Raw genomic sequence first — 14,743 nt, 5'->3', positions numbered from 1 at the left:
CCTTGGCCAGCAGGGTCATCGGAACCGCCAGCAGCGCCCCAAGCGGGCCCAGAACGAACGCCCAGAACACCAGCGACAAGAAGGTCAGCGTAGCGGAAAGTCCTACCACGTTGCCGACGACCTTCGGCTGGATGAACGATTGCGCGATCATATTGATCGCCGAGTAGACCGCTACGACCCAGAGCATGCGGGCCACGCCCCCTTCGAGCAGGCCAAGTAGAGCGGGTGGTATCAGGCCAACTACGAACCCGATGTTGGGGATGTAGTTGGTGATGAACGACAGCAACCCCCACAACAGCGGTAGCGGAATCTCCAGCAAGTGCAACGCAAAGACGTCGAACGCGGCAACGATCAGGCCGAAGAGTGAGGAGACAGCCACATATCGGCGCGTGTTGAGGGAAAACTCTCGCAATGCTCCGACCTGGAGCGGCCGTGACCCGGCGGCGACGTCGAGCCGGCGGGAGAACGAATCCCCGTCGATTGTCAGGAAAAAGACCAGCGTGACGAGGAAAACCAGATTTGACCCCGCCGAGGCCAACCCGGAAAGGAGGTGCTGCAGCGCACCGGACAGTTCGGACAGGTCGAGCCGGCTGACCATGGCGCTGGCTTGTTCGGGCTGGACGCCGAGGCCCTCCAGCCACTGGGCAGCCTGGTTGCGCAGGTTGTCGGACTGCACCCCGTAGTCGGGCAGCAGCGTGATCAGCCGAGCGGTCGACGCGACCAGGGCAACCACCAGGCCGACCAGGATCGTATATATCGTCGCCATCACCGCGATGATGCCGACCCATCCGGGAGCCCCGCGCCTGCGCAGACGCACTTGCAGCGGGTGCACCGTGACGACGAGGACCAACGCCAGAAATGTCGGGCCCAGCGTGTCCCGGAATGCCCGAATTCCGGCTGCGGCTACAACTATGGACGCCAGTCCCAACAGAATGACGATTGGGCGCGCCAGAAAACCTGTAGGGGCACCAGTTGACGAAATCCGCACCGATTTTCCGACCCTTCGCGCTCGCGTAGCAGGCTCGGCAAAATGATCATTTGACTCTGGCTGTGGCCGGTGCGAACCTCGCGAAGAAATATCAATCGGACGCGAGAGGCCCCACGATGCCATTAACGAGGAAGTATAGCCCGCTCGCCGCGGAAATCAGAAGGACGGTATCTCATCCGCGACGCCTCGTCCACGCGTTGTACGTGGCAGGAATCCGCGCAGTCCGTCGCGGCGCGAACATTGTGAGAAGGATTGGCAATTCGGTCATGGGCAGCACGAGTGACGCGCACACGAACAGGGGCAGGACGGTGAAACCCGGGCCGAGATCGGCATCGACAAGATTATTCGGGGCGGCGGCATGGAACGCGAAGGTCAGATATGTGACTGCCCCGAGGAAGAAGATGGTCCGGGCTCGTGCAACATCCCTGCTGACGAAGATGTCTTCCGGTGATTGGTCGCGTACCGCGTCCGACCCGTCCGCTTCTGGTGAGGGTGCGATGCGTCGGGACGTCCGGGGAGCGCCCACCCAGACCCGCCGGCACCATGGCGGAGCAGCAAGTAGTTGAACTGACAATGGTCAGCACCCCCGAACGGCACCGGCCACGCTCTCCTACACCCAGCCCCTGTCACCGGCCCGCGCCCCTCCCGCGGCGCGTGGCCGACACCGCGAACTCCCCAGAGAGCACCTCCCGGCACCGCCGCCGTAGCCGCCACCGACCCGCACACCGCCGGTCGTCAGGGTGAGGCTCATTCGCCACCACCTCCAGTCGCTGCTCCCTGAAGCGCGCTCCCCACAGAGTCGAAATCAGATGATGGGTCGAGGTGCGGTCGTTCCGCTGGCGCCGGTGTCGGAGCTCGCCGGGTTCCGGTTCCAGCCGACGGTGATGGTCCCGGCGGTCCGGTGATGCCTGCGATTCGGGTCTTCAGGACGATGCTCGACTGGGCTGGTACCGCAGGGCGACCGCCCCCGACCGGAACTCCTGGCGCTCCACGAGCTTCAGCTCGAGCCGCTCGCTCAGGCCGGCGAACAACGTCGGTCCGTGGCCCGCCACGACGGGTTGCACGACGAACTCGTACTCATCGATCAAACCCAGATCCGCCAGGGCCAGCGGGAGGGTCACGCCTCCCACGAAGAGGCCTCTGCCAGGCTCCCGCTTGAGCTGCGCAACGGCTTTCCCCAGGTCACCCTGCACGAGCTCCGCGTTCCAGTCGACCCGGTCCAGGGTGCCCGACACGACGTACTTCTTTGCCTTGTCGATCGTCCGGGCGAAGGGGACCATCCAGTCGGCCATCCAGTCAGGCCACGTTCCCGTCGTCGGCTGCCGCCACGCCGCCTCCATCATCTCGTAGGTCACCCGACCGAAGAGAAGGGCATCGGCTCGTTCCAGGCTGGCGGCCCAATAGCGATGCGACTCGTCGTCCGGGATCATCCCTACCCGGTGGTCGCAGCAGCCGTCGAGGGTGATGTTGATCGAGTATCGGAGCGGTCTCACGGGTTGCTCTCCCCTGCTGTGGTCGTGGGCATCCGGCGGTCAGTGATCAGACCGGCGCCGCCGTCCTTTCTCATCGGTCCCCCGTTCGGATCTGCTGAGAGGGCTCGAGGATCGGGYGACCGTGGCCTCGAAGGTCTGCCGAGGGGTGCTCACCGTCACCGACTCTGGTTCTCCCCGGACGTGGCCCATGGCCAGCGTCCGACCGTCGGGTGTCTCGGCCGGACCGAGTACGACCTTGTCATGTGCGAGGTCGTGCCAGCCGAACCGGTAGACCGGGTCGGCTGGGCTCAGTGTCGCGTGGGTACCGTTCAGGTAGCCGATCATGAGGTCGCCGTCGGCCCGCCAGGCTGTCACCTGGTCGCCCATGTCGACGCGGTCGTCCGTTACCTGGGTTACGCCCGAGCCGCTCGACAGCGTCAGTCCGTCACCGACGAGGCGGAACTGACCGTCGTTCAGGCCGGCCAGAGCGAGGGCGGCCGCAACTGCGACGACCACGACGCCGAGGCCGCCGCCTCGGAGCAGGCGGCGGCGTGCTCGTGTTCTGCGGCCGGCTGTCAACGCCGCGGTGACAGGAACCGTGCCGATCGGTGGATGGGCGCGTAGCGCGAGCGACATCGCGTTCGGACATGTCCTCGCAGTAACGGAGGACGACGATGACCCGCTCGCGTTCGGTCTACAACGAGGTGACGGGCCGAACACGTTGAGCGCTTCGACCTGCCAGGTCCATCTACAGGCGGTGATCGTCGATCGGTCGCTGTCACCCTGCCTGATCGCAACGGGCCCCACATCCCCCGGAGGGCGAAATTCTGCTTGCGTCCCAGGGCAGTCCTGCCCCGCGACGACGATCCGCACCGAGTCCTGTGGAACGCACCGGACCGTTGATGATGGGACCCGCGGTGCGCCGTCTCGCGCTCCGCCGGGAGGAGGACGTCGTGCCGAAGATCGACTACTACGGTGACCCGAACGCTCCGGCGGCGAACAGGCTCGCTCCGATCGTCAACGTGGCGGTTCTCAACGACTCCCGGGAGATTCTGCTCATCAGGAGGTCTGACGACGGGTACTGGGCGTTGCCAGGCGGATTCATGGAACTGGGGGAGTCCATGGCCGCCGCGGCCGTCCGCGAGGCTCGGGAGGAGACCGGAGTCCACCTGGAGGTGACTGGCATCGTCGGCATYTACACCGACCCCGCGCACGTCACCGCCTTTGACGACGGCACCGTGACGCAGCAGTGCACGGTGTGTTTCGCCGGGAGGGTCGTCGGCGGGCGGCCAGCGGTGACCGCCGAGGCCGCGGCGGTCCGCTTTGTGCCGGCCGCCGAGCTCGACGGGCTGCGCATCCACCCCGCGATGCGGCTGCGCATCAACCACGGCCTGGCCGGTGGCGGCACACCCTACATCGGCTGACCGCGCCGGGCCGAAGCCAGTGAACAGACATCGGATAATGCCCGAGCTGACGGTCGTCATACCGGCCTGGGGAAGCTACGTTGATCGGCTGCCCGAGGCTCTCGCGAGTGTCGCCGCGCAGGACGTGCCGGTCGAGACTGTCGTCGTCGCCGACTCCGCGGACGCACTGCATGCCGTTGCGGTGGCCGATTCCGCTGGCTCCCCGGCCGTGCCGCCCGCCGTTGCAGGGGGCGACTCGGCCATCCGGTTCGTGGGGACCGGCGGCCAGACGAGCGTGGGCGAGACCCGCAACATCGGGCTCGCCGTGGTCACCACTCGCTTCGTGATGTTCTGGGATGCTGACGATCTTCTCGCCCCTGGTGCACTGCGAGCACTGCTGGATGTCGCCCGCACCGCCCCGGGCGCCGTCGCCGTCTACGGACGGATACTGCGGCGTGACACGGGCGCCCGGTACGACTTCCCACCGGCGTGGGCCGGTCGGGTGGCCAGGTACCGGACGGTCTTCGCGGTGCTCAACACGGTCCGCCTGCTGTATCCGGTTGTCGGCTCGGTGCTGCGCACGGAGGTGGTCCGCGACGCCGGTGGGTTTCCCGACCATCCGAGCGGCGAGGACTGGGCGCTCGGAGTGTCACTTGCGTTCCGGGGCGAGGTACGCGAGGTGCCCGTCGACTGTCGGGTCTACCGGGTCAGCTCCGACTCRCTGAGCGGCCGGCAGTCGAACGCCGGCGCGGTGTGGGCGCGGCGGCGGCGGGTGCTGCGCCACCTCACCGGTGATCCGGGTGTGCCGCGGTGGGTGGCGAGGGCCGCTCCGCTGATCATGGTCGCGCAGGCGGTCGACGTGCGTCTGTTCCGGGCGGTGCGCTCTCGCCGCAAGCGCCGGGCCGCGCCGCCGGCCGGCGTGACGTGATGATTGGCGGCGCGTGCCACCATGGCCAGTGGCGCGGACCGTGGCCGGCGGCGGATCCGCGGTCGTGCCGGGGGCGTTCCGGATGGCTCAGTTGACCACCGGCAGGCCGTGGGCGCGCCGCTCGTCGTCGCTCAGCTCGCCCAGCCGCGCGAGCCCCGCCTCGTCACACAGCCGCCGGGCAGCGGTCTCCGCATCGTCGCCGGTCTCCGGATCGTCGCCGGTCGGCGGGCAGAGCGGACGCTCCTCCGCCTGCCGCAGATCCCAGGTCCGGATGGTCCCGTCCTGCCCCACCGTGATGCAGCTGTCCTCGTCCGGCGCGAACACGCAGTCCAGCGCGGGTCCGCTGTGGCCGACGAGGGTGGCCACCGTCGCCCCGGTCCGGGTGTTCCACAGCCGGCCGACGCCATCGGCCGCCACGCTCAGCAGGCGCTCGCCCGACCGGGAGAAGCGGACCGCGTGCACCGTTCCCTGATGCCCGGCCAGCACCCGGCGCGGGGACAGCGAGGCGGCGTCCCAGAGCTGTATGGCGCCGTCCGCCTGGCCGGCCGCGATGGTCGTGCCGTCCGCCGCGCAGTCAACGCTCCACAGCCCCGCTCCCGCGTCGACGATCTGGCGTGGGCCGTCCGACGGACCTGACCACGGCCGCACCGAGAGCCGGTGGTCCTCCGAGACCATGGCGATGCCGGCTCCGTCCGTCGACCACACCGCTGCGCGTACCCAGCTGGTGTGGCCCTCGTGCACGGCGAGCAGCTCGCCGGTGGACGACCACACGCGGGCGGTGCGGTCCTCCGCCGCGGTCACGACCCGCTGCCCGTCCGGTGACCACCGGGCCGACCAGACAGCGTCGCGGTGCCCGGTGAACAGGACCACCGGGCCGTCGCCCTCGGGCTCGAGGATCGCCGCCTCCTGGCCGCCGGCACTCACCAGCCTGCCGTCGGCCGACCAGTCCAGGCCGCGGACCGGTCCGTCGTCATGGTGATGGATCCGTCGCACGCGCCCGACCGGGTCGCCGATGTCGGCTGTCACCACGTCGCCGCCGTCGGTCCCCCAGGCCACGCGGCGGCCGTCCGGGCTGCACGCCACCGCGGTGACCTGACCCACCACCCGCCGCACCGTCAGCTGCGGCGGGCCGACCGTCCAGACGAGCACCCGGTTGTCCTCGGCTCCGGAAAGCAGCCGGTGGCCGGACGGCGACCAGGCCACGTCGCACGGGCCCTCGTCATGCCCGCGCAGGCACAGCAGTTCCGTACCGGTGTGGACGTCCCAGACCCGCACCGTGTTGTCCGCCGAGGCCGAGGCGAGGCGATGGCCGTCCGGACTCCAGTCGAGCCGGCGCACCTGGTTCGTGTGGCCGGTCAGTGCCTGCGCCGCCGGGGCATCGGAGACCACACCGAAGATCCAGATCGTGTTGTCCTTGCCGCCGCTGGCGATCCGGCGGCCGTCCGGCGACCAGCGCGCGGTCCGCACGTTTCCGACGTGCCGGTCGAAGGCCACCACCGATGCACCGGAGACGGCGTCGATGACCCGCACCGCCCCGTCCTCGCCGGCCGTCACGACGGACGCGCCGTCCGGGGAGAGCTCCGCATCCCAGATCCGAGTGGTGGGAGCGCTGAACTCCCGTTCCGGCGTGCGCTGCCCGGGGCGCCAGATCCGGGCCACACCGTCGGCGCCGGCGGTCACGAAACGATCTCCCGTACGCGACCACCGGGCCGCCCACAGTCGGTCGGGATGAGGATGGATGGTCGGTTCCCAGACGCCGTCGGTCCAGGTCCGCACCGTCAGGTCGGTCGCGCTGGTGAGCAGCGTGCGCCCGGTCGGGGACCAGTCGACCGAGCGGATCCACACGCCGTGCCCGACGGAGACGTCCGGGAGCGCGGTCGCGACCCACCAGGTGCGCGCCGTGCCGTCCTTTCCTGCGGTGACACAACGCTGCTCGTCCGGTGACCAGGCCACACCCCACACACCGAGGGAGTGACCGGCCAGCGCCCGGTGCACGCGGGAGGCGGCGAGACAGCGCCGGAAGACGTCCACCGCGTGTGCGGTGGGCGTGAAGTCCTCCACGGCCGCGGCGCACAGCGCGACCGCCAGATGCGGGCTGGTGGCAAGCAGGCCGAGGGCGCGGTCGGCGACGTCGTCCGCCGCCCGGGCCAGCGATGCGTCCAGCAGCTCACGGCCGAGGCCGCGTAGTGGCACGGCTCCGAACGTGCTGTCGGCCGTCAGCGCGCGTCGTAGATCGGTGAGCCGATCGCGGGTGAGCAGGTAGCCCGGTGACCGGCCGGCGGCGTCCCATTCCCGCGCCAGCCGTTCGACGACACCCCGCGCGTGCAGTGCCTCCTTCCAGCGCACCAGCAACCGTGCGAGCGGTGGCCAGGCACGCAGCAGCGCCTCGTGCGAGATCTCGATCAGCACCGACTCCCGGACGAGCTCGTCGAGATCGGCGGCGGGGGCGGCGGGCCCGGCGGGCGCGGCGGGCGCGGTGCCAGCGCCACCGCCGGAGCGGGTTCTCAGCAGCCCGGCGTCGACGAAGGGCAGCAGCGCCGCCCGTTCGACCTCGCCGAGCTCGTGCAGCCGGTGCGCCTGGCGGGTGGCGATGCCCTCGTCGTTCACCGCCGCCAGCCGCGCGATGACACCGACGATGTCCGCCGGTGCGAGCCCGGTACGCCGGCAGCCGTTGACGAGCGCGGCGTCGGCACGCTGTTCGAGCGTGCCCGTGATGCCTCCGGCGGCCTCGTAGTCGTCCAGCGTGACGACCCGGTCCGGGCCGGCTCGGCGCGAGGTGTCACCGGTCACCCGGGCCCACAGGTCGTGCAGTGTGTAGGCAAGCAGCGGGAGGCCGTCGCCGCCGTCGGCCTCCGAGACCATCTCGGAGATCACCTCGGGTGCGAACTCCCACCCCTCGCCTCGGGCCGGTTCGACGATCGCTCGGCGCAGCGACGCTCCGCGCATCGGCCCGAGGACGAGTGAGTGCCAGGCGAACGTCGGCAGCGGAGTGTCCCGGAGCAGCTCGGTGAGGAACTCGGCGCGGATGGTGAACACGGTCCACAGCGCTGTTCCGCCCGCCGTGGCCCGGGTGAGGGTGTGCAGGAAGGCACGGCGCTCGCCGTCGCTCAGGCTGAGGGTGAACAGCTCCTCCGCCTGGTCGAGGATGAGCAGCGCCCGGGATGCGGTACCCGGCAGCCGGGCCAGGCGCTCGGTCACCGCGGCGAGCAGGGCGTCGTCGTCGGTGCGAAGGCGGCCGGCCAGCGCGGCGACGTCGGCGCTCGGAATCGCCGGGCCGGCGAGCGCCCGGGCCAGCCGGTGAAACGGGTCGTGCTCCGGCCGGATCGCTGGGAGAACCAGCCAGCGGCGGTCCGACGTGCGCAGCCGTGGCACCAGCCCGGCATGCACCAGCGAGGACTTGCCGACACCGGACGGCCCGATGACCACGAGCGAGCCCGACTTCTCCTGGCCGTCGACGACCTCGGTAAGCCGCGCGATCTCCCGGCTGCGCCCATGGAACGCGCCCGCCTCGTCCGTGTCGAACGCGCGCAGCCCCGGATAGACCTGGCGGTGCAGGTGCAGGTCGCCACGTGGGCCGGGCAGCAGCCCGGTGCGACGGACCGCCGCGGCCAACGCCTCGAAATCGCCCGGCTCGGGCTGGTCGGCGGACACCCTCGACAGGTCGATCACATTTCCGCTGTCGAGACCCGGGTGGCGAGCTCCCGCGACCGTCAGCGCGGTGATCACCGGAATGCCCCGGCGGTGACACAGAGCCAGCTCATAGCCGATCCACGATGCCGTCGGCCTGCTCACGACCTGCAGCACCAGGTCGGAACTGCGCGCCGACGCGGCCAGCGCGTCCTGCCAGGCAACAGCGGCACCGCCGGTGTCCGTGTGGTCGAACGCGAACACGTGCCCGTAGCCGAGCTGGTGGAGGTGTTCGGCGATGCCGGCGGCGAGTAGCGCGTCGTCCTGCGCGTAACTCAGCAGAATGGCTCCGCCGGGCAGACCGTCGGTCTCGAACACTGCTTCCCGGACGCGCCCGCGCCGGTGATCCGGCCTGGGGAAACGGGGCGGCTCCGACGCCTGGACCGTTCGCGGCGGCTGGGGGAGGGACGCCGGATGCGGTACGGATCCGGGGTGGGACCGGTCGTCTGGGAACGGCGGGGCTGCCAGCGGCCTCGCCGTTCCCACCCGGGCCGCCGCGACCTTGGCGAGTAACTGTCGGCGAGCGGCCTGGGCTTCCCGCCCGAACAGGTCGAAGGAGGACACCGCTGCGAGCAGGCCGATCGGCTCGCAGTCCTCGATCCTGACGGGGAGCAGCCGTCGCCGCAGCCCGGCGGGGTCGTCCCGCCAGGCGGTCTGCCACTCCGCCGCAGCCAGCACGGACTGCAGATAGTCGGCCGAGACGACGGCGAGCACGTGTTCGGCGTGGATGAGACCGCCGTGTATCCCGGCGGTCCAGTGGGTGCCGGGAACCTGGTCCCAGCCCTGGAAAAGTACCGAGTAACCTTCGCGGTCAAGCTGCCAGGCGATCCATTCGGCCCACTCATGGTCGCCAGGTGCGTAGGACAGGTAGAAGGTCCACAGTTCTTCGCGAGCCATCAAACCCCCGATTGCTGGCCGTCGCGGCGATCATACACGGCCAACCGGTACCATCTCGATAAAAGAGTCGTAAGCCCTGAATCGGTTGGCGTGTGGCTGATGGTGTGGCAGCAGCGCTGCCTACGTCGCCTCGCCCCGGTTGAGTCGGCCTGCAGTGCGGTGCCGGCGTTGCCGCCGGTCCGTTTCTCCGGGCCGCTCGCCGAACCCGGCGTACCCGTTTCCGCCCGCGGCGCTGGACGTACGCCTCACCGACGGCGAGATCCGCATCCTGGCCGGGCTTTGTGCGCCGCGCCATCCGAGCGGATTCTGACGACGCGCCGGCCCGATGCTGTCGGCGCGATGAAGGTGGTCGCCCTTATGCGTGGCGCGCGCCTCTGCATGCCGGCGGGTGCGGGGTCGTCCGACGAGAAGAAGCCGCGGCAGGTCGCGGAGCGGACGGTGCACGAAAGCTCGGTTGCTGGCTTCTTCGAGCGGGAACGGTGGGGTGCCGTCACCGACGCCTCAAGACAGGAACTCAAGGAACCTCGTTGATGTCGGCGAGACTGCCGACCTTGGCTACACCATGGCCGCCATTCACTTGGCAGCTCCACGTCGGCCAATCTTCTGGAAATGACAGACCAAGAGATCGATTATGCTGTGGACAAACGGGCCACTCCCGCAGGTACAGCGACAGGACGAGGTCCTGGGTGCAGTCGGCGACAGAGGCGACAATATMTTCGAATGTTACTTCCACCGCTTCTTCGTCATCGCTTCCTCCGGCGTAGGCGCTGCTTCCTCCGCTGTAGTAGCTGCCACTCGTGCTGAGGGYGACGTAGACAATTACGTAAGGGTCGTCTCCTTCTGCGTCGGGGTCATCCGCGTCGTCGGAGACCCATCGAAGCCGAAGTTCTCCCAGTTGTGGAAAGGTGGCATCAGCGTCTCTCTGGGTGATTCCGAGCGCTCGCTCCAGATGGAGCATGATGTCGCTTCCGAGAAGTTCTCTTACTCGGTCGGTCGGTGTTTCGAACCAGGGCCAGTCCACGATTTCTATTCTTCGCATATTCCTAGAATATCCTCGATGTCGGTGGTGCCGGGCAGCCTCAAGAGAGCGATCGCGAGGCTGCGGAGGCTGGCGATAACGTCCAACGCGTCGGCGGCGCCGTCGGACCTGTCAGCGGCCGCGGGTGCGGGGGGCGACGCGGCGGGTCGGCGGGGCTGTGGTCGGGTCGTCCGGCCAGGGGTGGCGGGGGTAGCGGCCGCGCAGCTCCGCGCGGACCTGCGGGTAGCCGGTGCGCCAGAACGACGCCAGGTCGCTCGTCACCGCCACCGGGCGGCCCGCCGGCGACAACAGATGGAGCACCAGGGGTGCGCGGCCGTCGGCGACGACGGGTACCCGCTCCCACCCGAACACCTCGGCGATCTTCACGGCCAGGACGGGGCCGGCCGCGCCGCTGGTGCCGCTGTAGTCGAGGCGCACCCGGGAGCCGCTCGGCACCGCCACCCGCTCTGGCGCCAGCTCGTCCAGCCGGGTGGCCTGTGGCCAGGGCAGGAGCCGGCGCAGCGCCCCGCCGGCGTCGATGCGCCCGAGGTCGACGCGGCGCCGCACGCCATCGAGGTCCGGCCCGAGCCAGTCGGGGGCGGAGTCCAGCAGGGCGGCGTCGGTGACGTCGGGCCAGGGGGCGCCGAGTAACCGGTGACAGAACGCGAGCCGGTCGCGCAGGGCGAGCGCGTCGGCGCTCCAGCGCAGCACGGGGAGCCCCGCGTCACGCAGCCCGTCGAGCACCGCGGCCCGCAGCAGGGACGGGTCGGGCCTGGTCACCGGGCGTTCGGCGAGGACGATCGCGCCGAGGCGCTCGAGCCGGCGGGCGACGATGTCGCCACCGGACCAGGCGACCTCGTCCTCGGTGCGCAGCAGCGCCGCGCCCGCCTCCCGCGCGGTGGCCGCGTCGAGGGCTACGGCCAGGCGCACGCGGGCGGACGTCCGGCCGGGCCCGCGGTCGGCGACCGCGATGGCGAGCCATTCCGCCCCGGTCAACGCCGAGCCTGCGGCGAGCTCGGCACCGGTCCCGCCCGCCATCAGGTAGTTTGAGCTGCCGGCGTCGCGGGCTCGCGCGAGCCGCTCGGGGAAGGCGAGGCCGACCACCAGCCCCGCTGCAAGATCGTCGGTCATCCCACCCGTTCCCCGCGCTGCGGGCCTGGCAGATCCGCCAGACCCACCGGGTTCACCGGGTCCAGCGGGTGCGGCTTCCGCGGCCGAGCGCAGCCGGCGGGTCTCCTCCCGCCAGCGAGTGGACGCGGCCCGGTCGGTGCCGTCGCGCAGGCGGCGCCACGTGGCGACGAGGTCGTCGGAGGGGCCGCCCGCCGGGCCGTCCCCGGAGAGCATCGCCACGACCTCCGCCGCGCGGCGGGCGCCGATGGCCCGGGTGCCGTCGAGCAGCGCCCGGGCGAGCCGCGGATGGGCTCCGACCTGGGCGATCGAACGTCCTCGCGGGGTGACCCGCCCGGTCTCGTCGACAGCGCTGAGAGCCCGCAGCGAGACCCCGGCGGCCTCCATCGCGCCGGCGGGAGGGTCGCTGAGCAGCGGCAGGCCCACGCCGCCGGGATGGCCCCAGGCCGCCAGCTCCAGGGCGAAGGCGGTGAGGTCGGCGACGGCGATCTCCGGTTCCGGCTGGGCGGGTAGCCGGTCGTGCTCGGCGGCGGACCAGCAGCGGTACACCCGGCCCGGCGCCTCCCGTCCGGCCCGGCCCGCCCGCTGCCCGGCGGACGACCGCGACACCCGCACGGTGACCAGCGAACCCAGCCCGCGGGCGTGGTCCATCCGCGGGGAGCGGGCCAGGCCGGCGTCGACGACGACCCGCACACCGGGCACCGTGAGGCTGCTCTCCGCGACCGCGGTGGCCAACACGACCCGGCGACGCGGGCCGGGGCGCAGCACCGCGTCCTGCGCCCCGCCGGTCTGGCGGCCGTGCAGGGTGAGCACATCGACCGCTGTCCGGTGCCCGGCGAGCCGGCCGGCGACGGCGGCGATCTCACCGGCCCCGGGCAGGAAGACGAGCACATCCCCGGACGTCTCCCGCAGCGCACGCCCGACGGTCGCGGCGACGTGGTCGAGCAGCTTCGGGTCGACCCGCAGGCCGTGCGCCGGGGCGACCGTCCCTGGCGGGGGCGCCCAGACCACCTCGACGTCGTACATCGAGGCGTCCGTCCCGATGACCGGCGCGGGCTGGCCGGGCGCGCCGAGCATCGCGGCCAGCCGCCGGGTGTCGGCTGTCGCGGAGGCGGCGAGCAGGAGCAGGTCGGGGCGCAACGCGGCGCGGACGTCGAGCAGGAACGCGAGCGCCAGATCGGCGTCGAGGTGGCGCTCGTGGCACTCGTCGAGGATGACCGCGTCGGTACCGGGCAGCTCGGGGTCGCGTTGCAGCCGCCGGACGAGCACTCCCGTCGTGACCACCTCGACCCTGGTGGACGGCCCGGCCCTGCGCTCGCCGCGGATCGTGTAGCCGACCGCGCCACCCACCTCGCCGCCACCGGCGAGGCTGGTCATCCGCCGGGCCGCGGCGCGGACGGCGATCCGCCGTGGCTCGACGACCAGCACCCGGCCGGGGACGTGGTCCGCGAGTGCGAGCGGGACGAGCGTCGTCTTGCCTGTGCCGGGCGGGGCCACCAGCACCGCGGCCCCGCCGGTGCCGCCCGGTCCGTGCTGGTCGCGCGCGGTCAGCGCGGCGACGAGCGCCGGCAGGGCGGCCCGGACGGGCAGGTCCGCCCCGGCGACCGTGAGGTCGGGCAACATGCGCCCAGTGTCCTCACACGGGCATGGGGGAGGTGCCGTCCGGGGTGGGGTTGTCGATGCGGGCGAGTTGGCGGGCGGCGGTGACCGCCTGGTCGCCGAACCGTTCGTAGAAGCGGGAGAGCAGGGCCAGGTCGATGGCGGCTTCGATGCCGTGGGGCCAGTCGGGGCTGGTCACGGTGGCGAGGAGCGACCGATGCGTCTCGTCGATCGGGTCGTCGGCGTCTTCGACGCGCTGGGGGGCGCTCGGGTCGTCGCTGTTGATGGCGGTGACGAGCTGGGTGACGAGGTGGGCGCACAGCTCGCCGAGATGGGTGATGGTGGGATGCAGTGGCGCAGGGAGGGCAGGGGCAGGGGCGCGCCGGTCGGCGACGGCGGCGATGTGGTCGGCCAGCCCCGCCATCCGTTCGATCGCCGCGGCGATCCGCAGGGCACCCACAATCAGGCGGAGATCCCCGGCCACCGGGGCTTCCAGGGTCAGCAGCATGACCAGGTCGTCGTCGAGAGCGTCGGATCGGTCACGGATCCGCTTCCCCGCGGCGTGGATGGGCGCGGTGTCGGTGCGGCCGGCTGAGGGACCGGCCACGGCGGTGGTCGCGTCGGTCACCATCTGGCGGGTCTCGCTGGCCAGCTCGCTGAGCACCACGCGGATCCGCTCCAAGGCCTCGGTGTAGGCGAACCGATGCGGGCTGGGGACATCCATGTCGGTCAGTTTCCCCGAACATGCCCTCCCATGCCCTCGCTCGGCTGTGGATGACACCCGGGTCGGAGTTCGCCCGGGTGATCTTTGTCGAGGATCGGTTGCACGTCCGGCCAGCAGCAGCGGAGGTTCGGCGCCGATCCGCCTGCGGGGTCCCCGAGCATGGTCCGGTCGGTCTCGACGCCTCCCAGGCGCTGGTAGAACCGCCGGGCGGAATGATTGGCCTCCATCACCCACAGCCACAGCCCTTTCCGGGGTTGTTCCGCGTTCGTCCATGCAGCGGCGGTCTGCAACAGGGCTGTGCCCAGCCCACTGCCCTGCGCGTCGTGACGCACGTGCAGGTTCTCCACGTAGACCCCCCGGCGCGGGTCCTCGTCCGCGAAGACGCAGATGAATCCAAGGAGGTCCGACGCTGTGGAGGCGATCCACACCCGCTGGTCCCCGCGGGGGGCCGTCATGCGCTGGCGCCAGACGGAGAGACGCTCGCTGACCACGTCCCCGTCGAGGTAGGTGTCGCTCATCATGCCCCGATACGTGCGACGCCAACTGTCCGCGTGGACGAGGGCGATCGCCTCGGCATCCACCGGTAGTGCCCCGCGGATGGCCCAGCCCGCGGCGGCGGCAACAGGCGGGGAACCATCTTTCTGATCAGCCGTCACCATGAATGATCAGCTCTCCGTTCCTCGCCAGCGAAGCCGTGCGCACCCACACACCATCCAGAATCCATCGGTGTGCCGGGAATATCCTCGCGCACGGTGGGTCCGCGGCGAACGCGCCGCGGCGTGTACAGCCGCGACCCGACAGAGGACGCTCCTGACCCGGGTGATGTCGTTCTCCGGCAGGCCGACACCGCCGCGGGAGCCCTGCATGGCCGCGGCCATCACCCCGCGAGGAACGACCGT

11 protein-coding genes are annotated in these 14,743 nt (G+C 71.1%); 3 read left to right on the top strand and 8 right to left on the bottom strand.

Features of this window, described 5'->3' with window-relative positions; genetic code table 11:
* The 3 genes from CC117_RS15840 to CC117_RS15830 all read right to left on the bottom strand — a co-directional run.
* The coding region (locus CC117_RS15840; RefSeq protein ID WP_071084882.1) for an AI-2E family transporter at window positions 1–988 on the bottom strand (988 nt) is incomplete at its 3' end.
* A 923-nt stretch (window positions 989–1,911) separates the two neighbouring features.
* Window positions 1,912–2,481, bottom strand: a complete 570-nt coding sequence (locus CC117_RS15835) for a dihydrofolate reductase family protein (RefSeq protein WP_071084862.1) — start codon at window positions 2,479–2,481, stop codon at window positions 1,912–1,914.
* A gap of 39 nt (window positions 2,482–2,520) precedes the next feature.
* Window positions 2,521–3,096, bottom strand: coding sequence for a hypothetical protein (locus CC117_RS15830; RefSeq protein WP_071084860.1), 576 nt, complete (start codon window positions 3,094–3,096; stop codon window positions 2,521–2,523).
* 269 nt (window positions 3,097–3,365) lie between these two features.
* On the opposite strand from CC117_RS15830, the gene CC117_RS15825 reads away from it, so the two are divergent.
* Together CC117_RS15825 and CC117_RS15820 are read left to right on the top strand one after the other, a co-directional pair.
* Window positions 3,366–3,884: an NUDIX domain-containing protein gene (locus CC117_RS15825; protein ID WP_407673543.1), complete on the top strand. Its 519-nt coding sequence runs from the start codon at window positions 3,366–3,368 to the stop codon at window positions 3,882–3,884.
* A gap of 37 nt (window positions 3,885–3,921) precedes the next feature.
* A complete protein-coding gene (locus CC117_RS15820; protein ID WP_071084858.1) occupies window positions 3,922–4,791 on the top strand; it encodes a glycosyltransferase family 2 protein in 870 nt (289 codons plus the stop codon).
* Window positions 4,792–4,878: 87 nt separating this feature from the next.
* On the opposite strand, the gene CC117_RS15815 is transcribed toward CC117_RS15820, so the two are convergent.
* A complete protein-coding gene (locus tag CC117_RS15815) occupies window positions 4,879–9,375 on the bottom strand; it encodes an nSTAND1 domain-containing NTPase (RefSeq protein WP_071084856.1) in 4,497 nt (1,498 codons plus the stop codon).
* A 357-nt stretch (window positions 9,376–9,732) separates the two neighbouring features.
* Here CC117_RS15815 and CC117_RS37475 point away from each other — a divergent pair, with 357 nt between their 5' ends.
* Window positions 9,733–9,906, top strand: coding sequence for a hypothetical protein (locus CC117_RS37475; RefSeq protein WP_157905415.1), 174 nt, complete (start codon window positions 9,733–9,735; stop codon window positions 9,904–9,906).
* On the opposite strand, the gene CC117_RS37040 is transcribed toward CC117_RS37475, so the two are convergent.
* The 4 genes from CC117_RS37040 to CC117_RS15800 form a co-directional block, all read right to left on the bottom strand.
* A complete protein-coding gene (locus CC117_RS37040; RefSeq protein ID WP_131803078.1) occupies window positions 9,890–10,396 on the bottom strand; it encodes a hypothetical protein in 507 nt (168 codons plus the stop codon). The genes CC117_RS37475 and CC117_RS37040 overlap by 17 nt on opposite strands.
* A gap of 129 nt (window positions 10,397–10,525) precedes the next feature.
* Window positions 10,526–13,144: an ATP-dependent helicase HrpB gene (gene hrpB, locus CC117_RS15810; protein ID WP_071084854.1), complete on the bottom strand. Its 2,619-nt coding sequence runs from the start codon at window positions 13,142–13,144 to the stop codon at window positions 10,526–10,528.
* Window positions 13,145–13,157: 13 nt separating this feature from the next.
* Entirely contained in the window at window positions 13,158–13,844 is a 687-nt protein-coding gene (locus CC117_RS15805) for a phosphate signaling complex PhoU family protein (RefSeq protein WP_071084852.1), read from the bottom strand.
* Window positions 13,845–13,849: 5 nt separating this feature from the next.
* Window positions 13,850–14,503 (bottom strand): GNAT family N-acetyltransferase, encoded by a 654-nt coding sequence (locus CC117_RS15800; protein WP_071084850.1) that lies wholly within the window; start codon window positions 14,501–14,503, stop codon window positions 13,850–13,852.
* Between the last annotated feature and the right edge of the window lie 240 nt (window positions 14,504–14,743).

It is taken from the genome of Parafrankia colletiae, from assembly GCF_001854655.1.
GTDB classification, from domain to species: Bacteria; Actinomycetota; Actinomycetes; order Frankiales; family Frankiaceae; genus Parafrankia; species Parafrankia colletiae.
Note: the sequence above shows the minus strand (reverse complement) of the source record. Positions and strands in the feature narration are given on the sequence as shown.

Bases quoted from the DNA above. Each gene is read 5' to 3' on its own strand.
- CC117_RS15805 (WP_071084852.1), bottom strand. From the start codon at position 13,844: ATGGATGTCCCCAGCCCGCATCGGTTCGCCTACACCGAGGCCTTGGAG.
- hrpB (WP_071084854.1), bottom strand. From the start codon at position 13,144: ATGTTGCCCGACCTCACGGTCGCCGGGGCGGACCTGCCCGTCCGGGCC.
- CC117_RS15815 (WP_071084856.1), bottom strand. From the start codon at position 9,375: ATGGCTCGCGAAGAACTGTGGACCTTCTACCTGTCCTACGCACCTGGC.
- CC117_RS15800 (WP_071084850.1), bottom strand. From the start codon at position 14,503: ATGGTGACGGCTGATCAGAAAGATGGTTCCCCGCCTGTTGCCGCCGCC.
- CC117_RS37475 (WP_157905415.1), top strand. From the start codon at position 9,733: ATGCGTGGCGCGCGCCTCTGCATGCCGGCGGGTGCGGGGTCGTCCGAC.